The sequence below is a fragment of the Pseudomonas sp. BNK-45 genome, from assembly GCF_047456255.1.
Classification (GTDB): domain Bacteria; phylum Pseudomonadota; class Gammaproteobacteria; order Pseudomonadales; family Pseudomonadaceae; genus Aquipseudomonas.
Genome location: NZ_CP179909.1, coordinates 6,559,639 through 6,576,340 on the forward strand (window position 1 = coordinate 6,559,639; position 16,702 = coordinate 6,576,340).

General features: G+C 62.7%; 18 protein-coding genes. 11 read left to right on the forward strand and 7 right to left on the reverse strand.

What is annotated here, in order from left to right:
• Positions 1-4 precede the first annotated feature (4 nt).
• Positions 5-964, reverse strand: coding sequence for a MerR family transcriptional regulator (locus tag ACMGG8_RS29805; RefSeq protein WP_060837572.1), 960 nt, complete (start codon positions 962-964; stop codon positions 5-7).
• Positions 965-1,176: 212 nt separating this feature from the next.
• On the opposite strand from ACMGG8_RS29805, the gene ACMGG8_RS29810 reads away from it, so the two are divergent.
• The 6 genes from ACMGG8_RS29810 to ACMGG8_RS29835 all read left to right on the forward strand — a co-directional run bounded on the left by ACMGG8_RS29810 (position 1,177) and on the right by ACMGG8_RS29835 (position 4,311).
• Entirely contained in the window at positions 1,177-1,746 is a 570-nt protein-coding gene (locus ACMGG8_RS29810; RefSeq protein WP_414158900.1) for an antibiotic biosynthesis monooxygenase, read from the forward strand.
• Positions 1,747-1,921: 175 nt separating this feature from the next.
• On the forward strand, positions 1,922-2,632 hold the full coding sequence (gene folM, locus ACMGG8_RS29815; RefSeq protein WP_060842503.1) for a dihydromonapterin reductase: 711 nt from the start codon (positions 1,922-1,924) through the stop codon (positions 2,630-2,632).
• A 22-nt stretch (positions 2,633-2,654) separates the two neighbouring features.
• Positions 2,655-3,215: a GTP cyclohydrolase I FolE gene (gene folE, locus ACMGG8_RS29820; protein WP_060837570.1), complete on the forward strand. Its 561-nt coding sequence runs from the start codon at positions 2,655-2,657 to the stop codon at positions 3,213-3,215.
• A gap of 2 nt (positions 3,216-3,217) precedes the next feature.
• Positions 3,218-3,589 carry a dihydroneopterin triphosphate 2'-epimerase gene (folX, locus tag ACMGG8_RS29825; RefSeq protein WP_060837569.1) on the forward strand — a complete coding sequence of 124 codons (372 nt, stop codon included), beginning with the start codon at positions 3,218-3,220 and terminating at the stop codon, positions 3,587-3,589.
• Positions 3,590-3,683: 94 nt separating this feature from the next.
• Positions 3,684-3,980, forward strand: coding sequence for a DUF1244 domain-containing protein (locus ACMGG8_RS29830; RefSeq protein ID WP_060837568.1), 297 nt, complete (start codon positions 3,684-3,686; stop codon positions 3,978-3,980).
• Entirely contained in the window at positions 3,973-4,311 is a 339-nt protein-coding gene (locus ACMGG8_RS29835) for a HopJ type III effector protein (protein ID WP_060842502.1), read from the forward strand. Before ACMGG8_RS29830 ends, ACMGG8_RS29835 begins: the two co-directional genes overlap by 8 nt.
• A gap of 122 nt (positions 4,312-4,433) precedes the next feature.
• Here the strand turns inward: ACMGG8_RS29835 and trxB are convergent, their stop codons facing one another.
• Positions 4,434-5,396, reverse strand: a complete 963-nt coding sequence (gene trxB / locus ACMGG8_RS29840) for a thioredoxin-disulfide reductase (RefSeq protein ID WP_060837566.1) — start codon at positions 5,394-5,396, stop codon at positions 4,434-4,436.
• 310 nt (positions 5,397-5,706) lie between these two features.
• On the opposite strand from trxB, the gene cysZ reads away from it, so the two are divergent.
• Entirely contained in the window at positions 5,707-6,456 is a 750-nt protein-coding gene (gene cysZ, locus ACMGG8_RS29845) for a sulfate transporter CysZ (RefSeq protein WP_060842501.1), read from the forward strand.
• A gap of 45 nt (positions 6,457-6,501) precedes the next feature.
• Positions 6,502-7,785, forward strand: a complete 1,284-nt coding sequence (locus tag ACMGG8_RS29850) for a glycosyltransferase family 4 protein (protein WP_060842500.1) — start codon at positions 6,502-6,504, stop codon at positions 7,783-7,785.
• On the opposite strand, the gene ACMGG8_RS29855 is transcribed toward ACMGG8_RS29850, so the two are convergent.
• The 3 genes from ACMGG8_RS29855 to ACMGG8_RS29865 all read right to left on the reverse strand — a co-directional run bounded on the left by ACMGG8_RS29855 (position 7,782) and on the right by ACMGG8_RS29865 (position 10,331).
• Entirely contained in the window at positions 7,782-8,885 is a 1,104-nt protein-coding gene (locus tag ACMGG8_RS29855) for an NADH:flavin oxidoreductase (protein WP_414158901.1), read from the reverse strand. The two genes, ACMGG8_RS29850 and ACMGG8_RS29855, sit on opposite strands and share 4 nt — an antisense overlap.
• A 213-nt stretch (positions 8,886-9,098) precedes the next feature.
• Positions 9,099-9,581: a glutathione peroxidase gene (locus ACMGG8_RS29860; protein WP_016964799.1), complete on the reverse strand. Its 483-nt coding sequence runs from the start codon at positions 9,579-9,581 to the stop codon at positions 9,099-9,101.
• Between the two features lie 264 nt (positions 9,582-9,845).
• Positions 9,846-10,331 carry an FKBP-type peptidyl-prolyl cis-trans isomerase gene (locus ACMGG8_RS29865; RefSeq protein WP_016964800.1) on the reverse strand — a complete coding sequence of 162 codons (486 nt, stop codon included), beginning with the start codon at positions 10,329-10,331 and terminating at the stop codon, positions 9,846-9,848.
• On the opposite strand from ACMGG8_RS29865, the gene ACMGG8_RS29870 reads away from it, so the two are divergent.
• From ACMGG8_RS29870 to ACMGG8_RS29880, 3 genes are read left to right on the forward strand one after another with little or no spacing between them, the layout of a single operon-like run.
• A complete protein-coding gene (locus ACMGG8_RS29870; protein WP_414158902.1) occupies positions 10,300-10,638 on the forward strand; it encodes a DUF3565 domain-containing protein in 339 nt (112 codons plus the stop codon). The genes ACMGG8_RS29865 and ACMGG8_RS29870 overlap by 32 nt on opposite strands.
• Positions 10,639-10,695: 57 nt before the next feature.
• Entirely contained in the window at positions 10,696-12,795 is a 2,100-nt protein-coding gene (gene pta / locus ACMGG8_RS29875; RefSeq protein ID WP_060837562.1) for a phosphate acetyltransferase, read from the forward strand.
• On the forward strand, positions 12,796-13,701 hold the full coding sequence (locus ACMGG8_RS29880; RefSeq protein WP_414158903.1) for an acyltransferase: 906 nt from the start codon (positions 12,796-12,798) through the stop codon (positions 13,699-13,701). It abuts the gene before it with no gap.
• Positions 13,702-13,821: 120 nt separating this feature from the next.
• Here the strand turns inward: ACMGG8_RS29880 and cysN are convergent, their stop codons facing one another.
• On the reverse strand, positions 13,822-15,720 hold the full coding sequence (gene cysN, locus ACMGG8_RS29885; protein ID WP_060837560.1) for a sulfate adenylyltransferase subunit CysN: 1,899 nt from the start codon (positions 15,718-15,720) through the stop codon (positions 13,822-13,824).
• A gap of 9 nt (positions 15,721-15,729) precedes the next feature.
• Entirely contained in the window at positions 15,730-16,647 is a 918-nt protein-coding gene (gene cysD, locus ACMGG8_RS29890) for a sulfate adenylyltransferase subunit CysD (RefSeq protein ID WP_011059289.1), read from the reverse strand.
• Positions 16,648-16,702: the final 55 nt, after the last annotated feature.

Genomic DNA, 16,702 nt, shown 5'->3' on the forward strand with positions numbered 1-16,702 from the left:
GGGCTCAGGTATCCAGGCGCCCGCTGAGGAACTGCCGCAGGCGTTTCTGCATCAGGCGTCCTTCATTCCCCAGGCAGGCCACCGGCGAACCGCTGAGACGCTCCTGCGCCAGGTCCGCCGCATCTCCGGCCAGCATCAGCGGACAATCCAGGGTCAGCGCCAGACGCTGGAGACGCTTGGGCAGTTCCGCCGTGGGCGCATGATTGGAAAACACCACCAGGGCCACGGGCTGGAGCTTCTCGCAGACCAGGGTCAGTTCCTCCAGGGGCGCCCCCGGCCCCAGCAGACGCACACCGAGCTGGTCATGCCCGAGCATCAGCGCCGCCACCAACAGCTCCAGCTCGCGACACTGTTCGTTGAGCGCGGTCAGCAACAAGTGCCGGCTCTGCCCGGCCCGCTGCAACAACAGACGCTGAGTGATCCGCGCGCGCAGGAAACCGTCCAGAAACAACCACTCGCTGGTCTGGCCGAAACCGTCCCGAACCTGCAGTAGCTGCTTCCAGAACGGCAGGAAGATGTCCTGGAACACCACTGGCAGGGCGTAACTGGAAAAAATCTGCCCGTACAGACGCTCCAGCAGTTCCTCATCGAAGGCGCTCACCGCCAGCTTCAACTGATCGCGCCACTGGCCGTACTCGCCTTGCAGGGCATCGTCCAGCGGCGCCTTGCCCTGCGCCTGGACAGCGCGGTTCTTGGCCAGGATTTTGCCGACCTTGCTCACCGCCACGCCACGCTCGATCCAGCCCAGAATCTCCCGCACCGCCTCAACATCGTGCATGGAATACAGGCGATGCCCACTTTCGGTGCGCGTGGGTTGAATCAGACCGTAGCGTCGCTCCCAGGCCCGCAGGGTCACCGGGTTGATGCCGGTCAGGCGCGCCACCTCACGAATCGGAAACAACTCGTCCTGAGCGACAGGGTCGGGGGCGGGCGTGACAGGGGCAAGTTCAGTCATGACGGGCATCTGGGGGAGAACACACCGGTAAACAAAGTGGCGCTCATTCTACTCTTCCCCGACGCAAATGCTTCAAGCCCGAGAAAAACCGACCGGCGTCGTTGGTCCCGCGCCAGCAATCGGGAATAATCCTTGCTTGTTTCAGGCGCGGCCCACTACCCCGGTGCCACGTCAAGCGCCTGCCTTATCCAGGCAGCGCATTGGTTTTACGGAGATACATAATGTCTACCTCACCCGTCACCCTGATGGTTGCCCGGCGCGTTGCCGACGGCCGTTACCAGGACCTGATCGCCTGGCTGCGCGAAGGCGAACAACTGGCCACCGACTTTCCCGGCTACCTGGGTTCCGGTGTCCTTGCACCACCGCCCGACGATGACGAATTCCAGATCATCTTCCGCTTTGCCGACGAACATACCCTGCACACCTGGGAGCACTCCGCCTCGCGTACCGCCTGGCTGGCCCGGGGCAGCGATCTGTTTGCCTACCCTTCGGAGCACCGGGTCAGTGGCATCGACGGCTGGTTCGGCGCCGCCGGACAACGGCCGCCACGCTGGAAGCAGGCCGTGGCCATCTGGCTGGCATTCTTCCCGGTATCGCTGCTGTTCAACTTCGTCCTCGGCCCCTTGCTCAGTGATCTGAGCCTGCTGCCCCGGGTGTTTGTCAGCACCCTGGCGCTGACCCCGCTGATGGTCTATTTCTTCATTCCGCTGTCCACCCGCCTGCTGGCCAACTGGCTCAACAGCACACCGGCGCGCGTATTGCCGAGCGCCCCCTCGACGCAAAATCCGTGATTTGCCGGCAAGCCGGCTCCTGCAGCACCTGGCGCAGCATTCGCGCCGAGCGCAGGAGCTGGCTTGCCAGCGAAGAGCCGCGCAAGGTCGCTTTCGCCGACCAGCCTGTTGCCTGCAGGCACAGGTCCGCCCCTCGCTGGTATAGTTTTCCCACTACCCGCGACGCGAGCCCTCCATGAACGCCTCCCCCGCCCCGATCCTGATCACTGGCGCCAGCCAGCGTGTCGGCCTGCATTGCGCCCTGCGCTTGCTCGAAGACGGACAGCCGGTGATCGTCACTTACCGCAGCCTGCGCCCAGGCCTTGAAACCCTGCGTGAAAAAGGCGCGACCCTGCTGTTCGCCGACCTGTCCAGCGAGGCCGGAATCCTGGCCTTGATCAGCGAGCTGAAAACCCAAACCGACCGCCTGCGGGCCATCGTCCACAACGCCTCGGAGTGGCTGGAAGAAAGCCCGGGCGAGGAAAGCGCCGCCTTTACCCGGATGTTCAGCGTGCACATGCTCGCGCCCTACCTGATCAACCTGCACTGCGCGGAGTTGCTGCAGCGCTCAAGCCCCGCGGACATCATCCACATCAGCGACGACGTGACCCGCAAAGGCAGCAGCAAGCACATTGCCTACTGCGCCAGCAAAGCCGGGCTGGACAGCCTGACCCTGTCCTTCGCGGCGAAATACGCCCCGACAATCAAGGTCAACGGCATTGCTCCGGCCCTGCTATTGTTCAATCCCGACGACGACGCGGCGTACCGCGCCAAGACCCTGGCCAAATCCGCGCTGGGCATCGAACCCGGCAGCGAAGTGATCTACCAGAGCCTGCGCTACCTGCTGGACAACCCCTATGTCACCGGCACCACCCTGACCGTCAACGGCGGGCGACACATCAAGTAAGCCGGCCCCGCGAGGACCATGCATGAGCCTTTCCCTGCCCCAGCATTACCGCGAGATCCTCAAGGATCTGGGCGAAGACCCCGAGCGCGAAGGTTTGCTCGACACCCCCAAGCGCGCAGCCAAAGCCATGCAGTACCTGTGTCACGGCTACAGCCAGTCGCTGGAGGAGATCGTCAACGGCGCGCTGTTCGCCTCCGACAGCGATGAAATGGTGATAGTCGCCGACATCGAACTGTATTCGCTGTGCGAACATCACCTGCTGCCCTTCATCGGCAAGGCCCATGTGGCTTATATTCCCACCGGCAAGGTGCTGGGGCTGTCGAAGATCGCCCGCATCGTCGATATGTTCGCCAGGCGCCTGCAGATCCAGGAAAATCTCACCCGGGAAATCGCCGACGCGCTGCAGAGCGTGACCCAGGCCGCCGGCGTCGCGGTGGTGATCGAGGCCAAGCACATGTGCATGATGATGCGCGGCGTCGAGAAACAGAATTCCACCATGCACACCTCGGTGATGCTCGGCGCCTTCCGCGATTCGAGCACCACTCGCCAGGAATTCCTGCAATTGATTGGACGGAGCAAGTAGCAATGCCACAACTTCAGCCAGGAATGGCTCGTATCCGAGTCAAGGACCTGCTCCTGCGGACCTACATCGGAATCAACGAGGAAGAAATCCTCAACAAGCAGGATGTGCTGATCAACCTGACCATCCTGTACCCCGCCCAGGAGGCGGTGCGTGACAACGATATCGATCATGCGCTGAACTATCGCACCATCACCAAGGCGATCATCGCTCACGTCGAAGGCAATCGCTTCGCCCTGCTGGAGCGCCTGACCCAGGAACTGCTGGACCTGGTGATGAGCAACGACTCGGTGCACTACGCCGAGGTCGAGGTCGACAAGCCCCACGCCCTGCGCTTTGCCGAATCGGTGTCGATCACATTGGCGGCAAGTCGCTAGCGCCAAGCGGCCGGTCAAGGCGATTGGGCTTTGACTGGCCGCCGGCAGCTTGTAGCTTGCAGCTGTTCCCATCCTTCTACGTGCAGTGAGTCTTATGTCCCCTCAACAACGCCTGGAACTGGAAGCCGCGGCCTTTCGCCGCCTGGTGGCCCACCTGGACAACCGCAAGGACGTGCAGAACATCGACCTGATGAACCTGGCCGGGTTCTGCCGCAACTGCCTGTCCAAGTGGTACAAGGCCGAGGCCGATGAACGCCAGATCGAGGTCAGCCTCGATGAGGCCCGTGAAGTGGTGTACGGCATGCCCTACGCCGAATGGAAAAATCTCTACCAGAAAGAAGCCAGCGCCGAGCAGCAAGCGGCGTTCGCCAAAGGAAAGCCCCATGACTGACCTGAACACCCTGCGCGCCAGCCTGAACAGCGGCGAACATGCTTTTGCCGACACCCTGGCCTTTGTCGCCGCCGGTTACCACTACCAGCCCCAGGCGTTCAGCAACGGCGGCGTGGAAAACGCTGCCGGACAGAATGAAGGCTCGTGCAAGACCCTGGGCCTGGCCCTGCTGGAAGGCCTGAGCGACAACGAGGCCCTGCTGGCCTTTGGCGAACACTACCGCTCGGTACTGGCCACTCCCGAAGGCACTGATCACGGCAACATCCGCGCCCTGATCGCCCACGGCCTGGCCGGGGTGAAGTTCGCCGCCCAGCCGCTGACCCGCCGCTGATCCGGAGCCTGTAGCAGCCGGCTTGCCAGCGAAGGCGACAGCCTCGCCACCGACAAACCGGCTCCGACAGTGCAACCCCCATAAAAAAACCGGCTTGCGCCGGTTTTTTTATTGCCTGGAAATCAGTGTGCCGCGTTCTGCAGGCCGTCCAGGTAACGCTCGGTGTCCAGTGCTGCCATGCAGCCGGCGCCGGCCGAGGTGATGGCCTGACGGTACACGTGGTCGGCCACGTCACCGGCGGCAAAGATGCCTTCGACGCTGGTCGCGGTAGCGTTGCCGTCACGGCCGCCCTGCACCACCAGGTAACCGTCCTTGAGGGTCAGTTGGCCTTCGAACAGCGAGGTGTTCGGGGTGTGGCCGATGGCGATGAACACGCCGTCGACTTTCAGTTCGTCGAAGCTGCCGTCGTTGTTCTTCAGGCGCGCACCGGTCACACCCATGTTGTCGCCCAGGACTTCGTCGAGGTTGGCATTGAGCTTGAGGATGATCTTGCCTTCGGCCACACGGGCGTTGAGCTTGTCGATCAGGATCTTCTCGGCGCGGAAGGTTTCGCGACGGTGGATCAGGGTCACGGTGCTGGCGATGTTGGCCAGGTACAGGGCCTCTTCAACCGCAGTGTTGCCACCGCCGACCACGGCCACCGGCTTGTTGCGATAGAAGAAGCCGTCGCAAGTGGCGCAAGCGGAAACGCCCTTGCCCATGAAGGCTTCTTCCGAAGGCAGGCCCAGGTAACGGGCGCTGGCACCGGTGGCGATGATCAGGGCATCGCAGGTGTAGGTCGCGCTGTCGCCGGTCAGGGTGTAAGGCTTGGCGGCAAAATCCACGGCGTTGATGTGGTCGAAAACGATTTCGGTTTCGAAACGTTCGGCGTGCTCGCGCATCCGCTCCATCAGCGCAGGGCCGGTCAGGCCGTGCACGTCGCCAGGCCAGTTGTCGACTTCAGTGGTGGTGGTCAGTTGGCCGCCGGCCTGCATGCCGGTGATCAGCAGCGGCTTCAGGTTGGCACGGGCGGCATAGACGGCGGCGCTGTAACCGGCAGGGCCGGAACCGAGAATAATCACACGCGAATGACGTACTTCAGACATGACTCACTCCTATCGACCGGCCCAGGTGACCTGGCACGGAACGCCGGATTGCCGGCTGGAATAAAAAAGGACGGCGATACCTTGGGGAAGGCTTTGACTCGTCCGTCCAAAAAATAATGGGTGAAGCGTATAGAGGGGGCGAAGATTAAGGAAATACGGTTTAACAATCCAGCTCATAGGCGGTCTCTATCCTCTGCGGACTCATTTGAAAGGGTCTTTGTTACCGTTGATGTCGAGCTGATCGCACCACTTTCGCCCCCTGGGCAAAGCCGGTAAGGTCGGCGCGTTTTCCATCTGCTCGGAGCGCTCTATGCCCGCCCCCGTACTGTCCGGACCGCAATACCTGCGCGAAGGCCTGAAGCTGGTCCTCAGCCCTGGCCTGCGCCTGTTCGTGCTCCTGCCCCTGGCGATCAACCTGATACTGTTCGTCGGATTGATCTATTTCGCCGGCCACCAGTTCAGCCTGTGGATCGACAGCCTGATGCCGACCCTGCCGGACTGGCTGAGCTTTCTCAGCTACATCCTCTGGCCACTGTTCATGGTGCTGGTGGCGCTGATGGTGTTTTTCACCTTCACCATGCTGGCCAACATCATCGCCGCGCCCTTCAACGGCTTTCTATCGGAAAAGGTCGAAACCGTGGTCCGCGGCACCGATGATTTCCCGGCCTTCAGCTGGGGCGAGCTGATCGCCATGATCCCCCGCACCCTGTCCCGGGAAATGCGCAAGCTCGGCTACTTCCTGCCCCGGGCCATCGGCCTGTTCATCCTCTCGCTGATCCCGGTGATCAACCTGGTGGCCGCGCCCCTGTGGCTGCTGTTCGGCATCTGGATGATGGCTATCCAGTACATCGACTACCCGGCGGACAACCACAAAATGAGCTGGCAGGACATGCTCGCCTGGCTGCGGCAGAAGCGCTGGCAGAGCCTGGGCTTTGGCGGCATCGTCTACCTGGCGCTGATGATCCCCTTCGTCAACATCCTGATGATGCCGGCCGCCGTGGCCGGAGCGACGCTGTTCTGGGTGCGCGAACGCGGGGTGGAGAACCTGCCGGGCAAATAGGCTGCCGGCGTCATAAATCCATCATCCGCACGTCACAATGGCGACATGGCCTCAGTCGACACTGAGGCCATGACGACCGCTCTGCATATCACCCTCATCACTGAAACCTTCCCGCCGGAAATCAATGGCGTGGCCAATACCCTTGGCCGCCTGTGTGATGGCCTGCGCGCCCGCGGGCATCAGGTTGAGCTGGTGCGCCCACGCCAGGGCTGCGACCAGAGTCGGCCCAGCGATGAAGCGCTGCTGCTGTGCCGCGGCTGGCCGCTACCGGGCTATCCGGGGCTGCAATGGGGTCAGTCGTCGATGCACAAACTGCTGCGGCGCTGGAAACGCCAGCGCCCGGACGTGCTCTACATTGCCACCGAAGGTCCCCTGGGACTGTCTGCACTGCGGGCCGCCCAGCGCCTGGGGATCTCGGTAGTCAGCGGCTTCCATACCAACTTCCAGCAGTACTCCAGCCAATACGGCCTGGGTTTGCTGACTCGCCTGCTGACCCACTACCTGCGCTGGTTCCACAACCGCTCGAAGCTGACCCTGGTGCCCAGTGTCAGCCAGCGCCTGGAGCTGGAGCGCCGCCACTTCGAACGCCTGGCCCTGCTGTCCCGAGGCGTCGACAGCCAGTTGTTCCATCCGGCCAAGCGGCTCAATGAGCTGCGCAGCCATTGGGGCCTGGGCAACGACGACCTGGCGGTGATCCATGTCGGGCGCCTGGCGCCGGAGAAGAATCTCGGGCTGCTCAAGCGCTGCTTCGAACAGCTCAAGGCCAGTTATCCACAGCGTCGGATGAAGTTGATCGTGGTGGGTGACGGCCCACAACGTGCCGCCCTGGAAAAAAACCTGCCCGAAGCCCTGTTCTGCGGCAGCCAGCGCGGCGAGGCACTGGCGGCCCATTACGCCTCGGGGGATGTGTTCCTGTTTCCCAGCCTGACCGAAACCTTCGGCAATGTGGTGCTGGAAGCCCTGGCGTCCGGCTTGGCGGTGGTGGCTTACGATCAGGCCGCGGCAGCCCAGCATATCCGCCATGGCTACAACGGCGTGCTGGCCATGCCCGGGGATGAAGGCGCGTTCTGTGAGGCTGCCGGCTGGCTGCTGGAGGAAGCCGAAACCCTGCGCCGGGTACGTCTCAATGCCCGGCAACACGCCAGCCGCCAAGGGTGGCCCGCCGTGATCGAACAGTTTGAAGATCAGTTGCGCAATGCCTGCCAGCCGGCTCCAGCCGGAGACTACGAGGCAATGATCGAAGCGGCGCTGCAAAAAACGCCAGGTACGGTCAAGACACTCCAGGCGGTGAGAGGGCTGCCCCCCTCGCCGCCCGGAGCCGGACGTTAGACCAGGGTCATCAGGGCTTCGCGGCTGAACGGCAGAATGTCCTGCTCACGGCCTTCACGGACTTTCTGCGCCCAATCCGGATCCACCAGCAGGGCCCGGCCCACGGCCACCAGATCGAACTCGTCGTTGTTCAAGCGCTGCAGCAGGTTTTCCAGACTGGCCGGCTGCGCCACCTTGTCGGTGTTGACCATGAACTGCAGGAACTCGCCGTCCAGGCCGACGCTGCCCACGGTGATGGTCGGCTTGCCGGTGAGCTTGCGGGTCCAGCCGGCCAGGTTCAGGTCCGAACCTTCGAACTCCGGCTCCCAGAAGCGCCGGGTCGAGCAGTGGAAGATATCCACACCGGCATCCGCCAGCGGCTTGAGGAATGCGCCCAGGGCTTGCGGAGTCTGTACCAGGCGAGCGCTGTAGTCCTGCTGCTTCCATTGGGAAAAGCGCAGGATGATCGGGAAGTCCGGGCCGACGGCGGCACGCACGGCCTGGATCAGCTCGATGGCGAAACGCGAACGCTGGGCCAGGTCGCCGCCATATTCATCGGTGCGCTGGTTGCTGCCTTCCCAGAAGAACTGGTCCACCAGATAACCGTGGGCGCCGTGGATTTCCACGCCATCCATGCCGATGCTCTGGGCATCCTTGGCGGCCTGGGCGAAGGCGGCGATCACCTCCCGGATGTCCTCGTGGGTCATGCCATGCACCACCACCTTGCCATCCTTGAGCTTCTCACTGGGGCCGTAGCCGGGCACGCTGGCATCCGGCTCGGTGCCCAGGCGCCGCACATTGCCCACATGCCACAGCTGCGGGACGATCTTGCCGCCCTCGGCATGAACCGCGTCCACCACCTTCTTCCAGCCGGCCAGGGCCGCTTCGCCATAAAACTGCGGCACGTTGGGGTAACCGTTGGCGGCCTTGTGTCCGACCGTGGTGCCCTCGGTGATGATCAGGCCCACGCCGGAGGCGGCACGGCGCCGGTAATACTCGATGACCTTGGCGTTGGGCACCCCACCCGGGGAAAACGAGCGGGTCATGGGCGCCATCACCACGCGGGTCGGCAGCTCCAGCGCGCCGAGTTGAAAGGGTTTGAACAAGGCTTGAACAGGCATGCTGCACTCCGACAAAAAGGCTTGAGTCGATATTCGACGCACAAGACTGCGCCGGGTACCGGCCCCGGCGCACTTATGATGGGGATAATATTCATCCCCCAAAGCCCTGCACAGCATTATTGATTTAAGTGATTTAGATGCAAAAACGCCGCATGAGAGCGGCGCGAGGCAGGCAATAACAATGGGCCGGGCGGGTGCACCCGGCTGGCCGCTTCAGCTCAAGGCCTTCTCGATAGCCTGGACCACGGTGGGATCATCCGGCGCGGTGCGTGGCGAGAAGCGCGCCAGAACCCGGCCATCCTTGCCCAGGAGGAATTTTTCGAAGTTCCAGGTGATGTCCCCCGGAAACTCGGCCCCCTCGCCCGCCAGCAAACGGTACAGCTGATGCCGCTCGGGACCGTTGACCTCGAGCTTGCTGCTCAGGGGAAAGGTCACCCCGTAGTTGAGGCTGCAAAACTCCTGGATCTGCTGCTCGGTGCCCGGCTCCTGCCCGGCGAACTGATTGCAGGGCAGGCCCAGTACGCTGAACCCCTGGCCCTTGTATTGCTGGTAGAGATTTTCCAACGCCGCATATTGTGGTGTCAGACCACATTTGGAGGCGACGTTGACCACCAGCACGACTTGCCCCTTGAAGGGCGCGAGCGGCAGCTCCTGACCATCCAGGGCTTTCAATTTAAGGTCGTGAAAAGCACTCATGACGAACTCCAAATTCCTGTGTTCTTACAGAAAACAGCCTCTCGACAGTACAGCCAAAAGCCGCGGACTAAAAAGGCGCCCTCGCAGGCTGTGTGAAAACGTCGCGAGTGCAGGCAAGACAAGGCAAAAACAGGCGAGGAAGCGGAGTTTAGGAGCCTAAATGAGCATTCCGAGCCTGTTTTTAACGCAGTATTGCCAAACGCAGTAGTTTTCACACAGCCTGCTCGGGCGCCTCTCCAGCACGCTTGAGCTTAGCGCAGAAAATCAGTGGTGATGGCCACCTTCGCCATGGACGTGGCCATGAGCGATTTCTTCCTGGCTGGCATCACGGATGGCAACGATCTTGACCTGGAAGTTCAGGCGCTGACCGGCCAGCGGGTGGTTGCCGTCGACGGTCACGTCGTCGCCGTCCAGGTCACGGATGGTCACGATCTGCATCTGGCCGTCCGGAGCGGATGCGTGGAACTGCATGCCCACTTCCAGCTCGTCGACACCTTCGAACATGCTGCGGCTCAGGGTGCTGACCAGTTCGGCAGCGTATTCGCCGTAGGCATCTTCAGGTTCTACGGAAACGTTCAGCTCGTCACCGACTTGCTTGCCTTCCAGAGCCTTTTCCAGACCAGGAATGATGTTACCTGCGCCTTGCAGGTAAACCAGCGGGGCGCCGCCGGCAGAGCTGTCGATGACCTCACCAGCGTCATTGGTGAGGGTATAGTCGATGGAGACAGCCTTATTGGCGGCGATCAGCATGGGGCGGGACCTTTTGCATAAGAATGAAGAGCGTCGAAGTTTAGCGAAGCAATCGCTCGAAAGCGAACGGAACCCGGACCAACGGAACGGGAAAAGCCGGCCGACAATTCGTGGATTTCATCAGGATGAAGACGGCCACTGGGTGGTGGAGCTGTCCTGCGGCCATACCCAGCACCTGCGCCACCAGCCCCCCTGGCAATCCCGGGCCTGGGTCCTGGACCCACAGCGGCGGGCAGAAAAAATAGGCCAGCCCTTTGCCTGTGGCTGGTGTGCTCAGACCCCGGGAAGCGATAACCTTAGCGCCTGACGATTCGGCAGACGGCATTAGACCGTCGCCCTTGCCATGCACCTTCCGAGAATTCGCATGCAAACTTTTTTTATCGCGCCCACCGATTTTGGTGTGGGTCTGACCTCCATCAGCCTCGGGCTGGTGCGTACCCTGGAACGGGCCGGCCTCAAGGTCGGCTTTTTCAAACCCATTGCCCAGCCTCATCCGGGCGATACCGGTCCCGAGCGCTCCACCGAGCTGGTGGCCCGCACCCACGGTCTGAAACCGCCACAACCCCTGGGCCTGGCCCATGTCGAACGGATGCTCGGCGACGGTCAGCTGGATGAGCTGCTGGAGGAAATCATCACCCTCTACCAGCAAGCCGCCATCGGCAAGGACGTGCTGATCGTCGAAGGCATGGTGCCGACCCGCAGCGCCAGCTACGCCGCCCGGGTCAACCTGCACCTGGCGAAAAGCCTGGATGCCGAGGTGATCCTGGTGTCCGCCCCGGAAAACGAAGTGCTCACCGAACTGTCCGGCCGGGTCGAGCTGCAGGCACAGTTGTTCGGCGGCCCGCGGGACCCGAAAGTGCTGGGTGTGATCCTCAACAAGGTGCGCACCGATGAAAGCATGGAGGCCTTCTCCGCACGCTTGAAGGAGCATTCGCCATTGCTGCGCAGCGGCGACTTCCGCCTGCTGGGGTGCATTCCCTTCCAGCCGGAACTCAACGCCCCACGCACCCGCGACGTAGCGGAGCTGATGGGAGCCCAGGTGCTCAACGCCGGCGACTACGAAAGCCGGCGCATGACCAAGATCATCATTTGCGCCCGCACCATGCGCAACACCGTGGAGTTGCTCAAGCCCGGCGTGCTGGTGGTGACGCCAGGGGACCGCGACGACATCATCCTCGCCGTGAGCCTGGCGGCCATCAACGGCGTGCCCCTGGCCGGCCTGCTGCTGACCAGCGACACCCTGCCCGACCCACGGATCATGGAGCTGTGCCGTGGCGCCCTGAACGCCGGCCTGCCGGTGCTGTCGGTCAGCACCGGGTCCTACGACACCGCCAACCAGCTCAATGGCCTGAACAAGGAAATCCCCATCGATGACCGCGAGCGCGCGGAAATCATCACCGACTTCGTCGCCAGCCACCTGGACGCCAACTGGCTGCACCAGCGCTGCGGCACCCCGCGGGAAATGCGCCTGTCGCCGGCCGTGTTCCGCTACCAGTTGATCCAGCGAGCCCAGCAGGCCAACAAACGCATCGTCCTGCCCGAAGGCAGCGAGCCGCTGACCGTACAGGCCGCCGCCATCTGCCAGGCCCGTGGCATTGCCCGTTGTGTGCTGCTGGCCAAGCCGGAGGAAGTTCATGCGGTGGCCCGGGCCCAGGGCATCGAGTTGCCCGAAGGCCTGGAGATTCTCGACCCGGACCTGATCCGCGAGCGCTACGTGGAGCCCATGGTTGCCCTGCGCAAGAGCAAGAGCCTCAACGCGCCCATGGCCGAGCAGCAACTGGAAGACCCGGTGGTGATCGGCACCGTGATGCTGGCCCTGGATGAAGTGGACGGCCTGGTATCCGGGGTGATCCACTCCACCGCCAACACCATCCGTCCGGCCCTGCAACTGATCAAGACCGCCCCGGGCTGCACCCTGGTGTCTTCGGTGTTCTTCATGCTGTTCCCCGAGCAGGTGCTGGTCTACGGCGACTGCGTGATGAACCCGCACCCCAGCGCCAGCGAGCTGGCGGAAATCGCCTTGCAGAGCGCCGATTCGGCGGCGGCCTTCGGCATCACCCCACGGGTGGCAATGATCAGCTACTCCAGCGGCGATTCGGCCAGCGGCGAAGAAGTGGAGAAAGTCCGCGAGGCGACCCTGCTGGCCCATGAAGCCCAGCGCTCATTGCTGATCGACGGCCCGCTGCAATACGACGCCGCGGCCAACGAGAACGTCGCCCGACAACTGGCGCCCAACAGCCAGGTGGCGGGCAAGGCCACGGTGTTCGTGTTCCCCGACCTGAACACCGGCAACACCACCCACAAGGCCGTGCAGCGCAGCGCCGATTGCGTGAGCCTGGGCCCGATGCTGCAAGGCCTGCGCAAACCCGTGAACGACCTGCCCCGGGGCGCCCAGGTGGACGACATCGTCTACACCATCGCCCTGACCGCGATTCAAGCCGCCAACCGACCCATGGATGTCTAAATGCTGGAATTTCTACCTGCCGTCGTGCGCGGGATCATTGCCTCGATCCTGCTGGCGCTGAACACCCTCCTGCTGTGCTCGTTCCTGTTCTGCGTGGCGATCTGCAAGGCCCTGCCCTTCGCCCTCACCCAGCGCTTGACTCACTGGCTGATGAACCACACCCACGAAGCCTGGATCAGCAACAACAAGGCCTGGATGCAGCTGGTGTGCCGCACCCGCTGGCATGTGCAGGACCTGCAAGGCCTGGATTACCAGCACTCCTACCTGGTCACCAGCAACCACCAGAGCTGGGTCGACATCATGGTCCTGCAGTACGTGTTCAACCGGCGCATCCGCCCATTGAAGTTCTTCCTCAAGCAGGAGTTGATCTGGGTGCCGGTGATTGGCCTGGCCTGGTGGGCACTGGGCTTCCCGTTCATGAAGCGCTACTCCAAGGCCTACCTGGAAAAGCATCCGGAGAAGAAAGGCAAGGACCTGGAAACCACCCGCAAGACCTGCGCGAAGTTTCGCAACAACCCGGTGGGCATCTTCAACTTCGTCGAAGGCACGCGCTTTACCGACGCCAAGCACGCCCAGCAGCAATCGCCGTTCCGCTACCTGCTCAAGCCCAAGGCCGGTGGTATCGCCTTTGTGTTGGACGCCATGGGCGAGCAACTGCAATCGATCATCGATGTGACCCTGCACTACCCCGCTGGCCGGCCCGGTTTCTGGGACCTGTTGTGCGGCAGGGTCAAGGATGTGGTGGTGCGCTTTGAAGAGGTACGGATTCCGCCGCAGTTCATTGGCAAGAACTACGAACAGGACACGGCCTATCGCCAGGAATTCCAGGGCTGGATCAACCAGCAGTGGCTGGCCAAGGATGCGTTGCTGGAAGTGCTGCATCGAGAGTATCCGGCAAAACCCTGAGGGCCTCTTCGCTGGCAAGCCAGCTCCTACGGAGCTGTACCGTCCTGGCCGGGGAAGGCTAATTCAAGCGCACAAAAAAGCCCGCAGCCGATCACTCGACTGCGGGCTTTTGGCTACAGCTTAGATCGCGCCGCGGCTGCGCAGCAGGTCCAGCACCTGCTTGACGCTCTCTTCCACCGACAGCGCCTGGGTGTCGATCACCAGATCGGCATTGAGCGGCACGTCGTAAGGGAAGGATTCGCCCGGGATGTTATCCCCACCCGCCGCGTACAGGCCTTGCGGATCACGCTCGGCGCATACCGCAGGCGATGCCTGGACATACACCGTCAGCAGACGCTCCTTGCCGATCAGGTCCTTGGCCTGCTCGCGCCCTTCGGCACTCGGTGCCACGAACGCGGCCAGGGTCAGCAGGCCGGCTTCGTTGAACTGACGGGCGACGTGGGCCGCACGGCGCCAGTTCTCGGTCCGGCCGGCACGGTCCTGGGGCAGGCCCTTGTTCAGGTCGTGCCGCAGGTTCTGGCCATCGAGCACGTACACCGCACGGCCCATGTCGAACAGCTTGCGCTCCACGGCGTAGGCCAGGGTGCTCTTGCCGGCGCCCGACAGGCCGCTGAACAGCACGGTGGCCGGTTGCTGGCCGAAGCGCTGGGCACGCTCTTCGGTGGCCACATGAGCCAGCTTGCCATGGTGGGTGGCGCTGCCATGGGCCACCGGCTGGGCGATGATCATGCCGGCGCCGACGGTGCCGTTGGTCAAGCGGTCGATGACGATGAAAGCGCCGGTGGTGCGGTTGCTTTCGTAGCCATCCAGGGCGATCGGTGCGTCGAGGCTGATCTTGACCTTGCCGATCTCGTTCAGTTGCAGCGCACTGGCCGCGCCCTCTTCCAGGGTGTTCACATCCACCTTGTGGTTGATGCTGGCGATCGAGCCCGGCACGTAGCTGGTCGCACGCTTGATGTCGTATTTTTTGCCCGGCAGCATCGGCTCTTCGGCCATCCACACCAGCATGGCTTCGAAGCTGTCGGTGACCGGCGGCACGTTGTCGGCATGCACCAGCAGGTCGCCGCGGGAGATGTCGATCTCGTCTTCCATGGTCAGGGTCACGGCCTGGCCAGGACCGGCCTGCTCCAGCTCGCCCTCGAAGGTGACGATGGACTTGACCCGGCTGCTCTTGCCCGACGGCAGCACCACGACTTCGTCACCCTTGTGCACGATGCCGCTGGCCAGGGTGCCGGCAAAACCACGGAAGTTCAGGTTCGGACGGTTGACGTATTGCACCGGGAAACGCAGGTCGGTGAAGTTGCGGTCACCGGCCACTTCCACGGTTTCGAGGATTTCCATCAGCGACTGCCCGGTGTACCAGGGCGAACGCTCGCTCTTGTTCACCACGTTGTCGCCCTTGAGCGCCGACATCGGCACGAAGTGCAGGCTGGTGGGCTGCAACTTCAGGCCCTGGGCAAACTTCAGGTAGTCGGCCTTGATCGACTCGAACACGCCTTCATCGAAGTTCTTGAGGTCCATCTTGTTGATGGCGACGACGATGTGCTTGATGCCCAGCAGCGAGGCGATGAAGCTGTGGCGACGGGTCTGGGTCTGCACACCGTAGCGGGCATCCACCAGGATGATCGCCAGGTCACAGGTGGAAGCACCGGTGGCCATGTTACGGGTGTACTGCTCATGGCCTGGGGTGTCGGCAATGATGAACTTGCGCTTGGCGGTGGAGAAATAGCGATAGGCGACATCGATGGTGATGCCCTGCTCGCGCTCGGCCTGCAGGCCATCGACCAGCAACGCCAGGTCGATGTCGTCACCGGTGGTGCCGACCTTCTTCGAATCCCGGGTGATGGCTTCCAGGTGGTCTTCGTAGATCATCTTCGAGTCGTGCAGCAGGCGCCCGATCAGGGTGCTCTTGCCGTCATCGACGTTGCCGCAGGTGAGAAAGCGCAGCAGCTCTTTGCGTTCGTGCTGGCCCAGGTACGCGAGGATGTCCTCGCTGATCAAATCAGATTGATGCGACATGACAGCCCCTTAGAAATAACCTTGACGTTTCTTGTCTTCCATCGAGCCGGCGCCATCGTGGTCGATGACCCGGCCCTGGCGCTCGGAAGTTCGCGTCAGGAGCATTTCCTGGATGATGTCCGTCAGGCTCTCGGCCTCGGACTCCACCGCGCCCGTCAACGGGTAGCAGCCAAGGGTACGGAAACGCACTTTCTTCTTGACGATGCGGGCTTTCTCTTCATCGGACAGATGCTCGAGGATGCGCTCGTCATCGATCATGATCAGGGTGCCGTTCTTCTCGATCACTTCACGCTCGGCGGCGAAGTACAGCGGCACGATCGGGATGCCTTCCAGGTAGATGTACTGCCAGATGTCCAGCTCGGTCCAGTTGGACAGCGGGAACACGCGGATCGACTCGCCCTTGTTGACCTTGCCGTTGTAGACATTCCACAGCTCGGGACGCTGGTTCTTCGGGTCCCAGCGGTGCTTGCTGTCGCGGAACGAGTAGACGCGCTCCTTGGCGCGGGACTTCTCTTCATCGCGGCGGGCACCGCCGAACGCGGCGTCGAAACCGTGTTTGTCCAGGGCCTGCTTGAGGCCCTCGGTCTTCATGATGTCGGTGTGCTTGGCACTGCCGTGGGTGAACGGGTTGATGCCCTGGGCCACGCCATCCGGGTTGACGTGGGTGATCAGGTCCAGGCCCAGTTCTTCGACCATGCGGTCGCGGAACTTGTACATTTCCTGGAATTTCCACTGGGTATCGACGTGCATCACCGGGAACGGCAGCTTGCCGGGGAAGAACGCCTTGCGGGCCAGATGCAACATCACGGCGGAGTCTTTACCGATGGAGTACAGCATCACCGGGTTGTCGAACTCGGCGGCCACCTCGCGGATGATGTGGATGCTTTCCGCCTCCAGCTGTTTCAGATGCGTCAGTTTGTCGACCATGGCTACTCACGAAAGCTTTCTTATGGACGGCCATCGGGCCGTGTTCGAGCGGGGC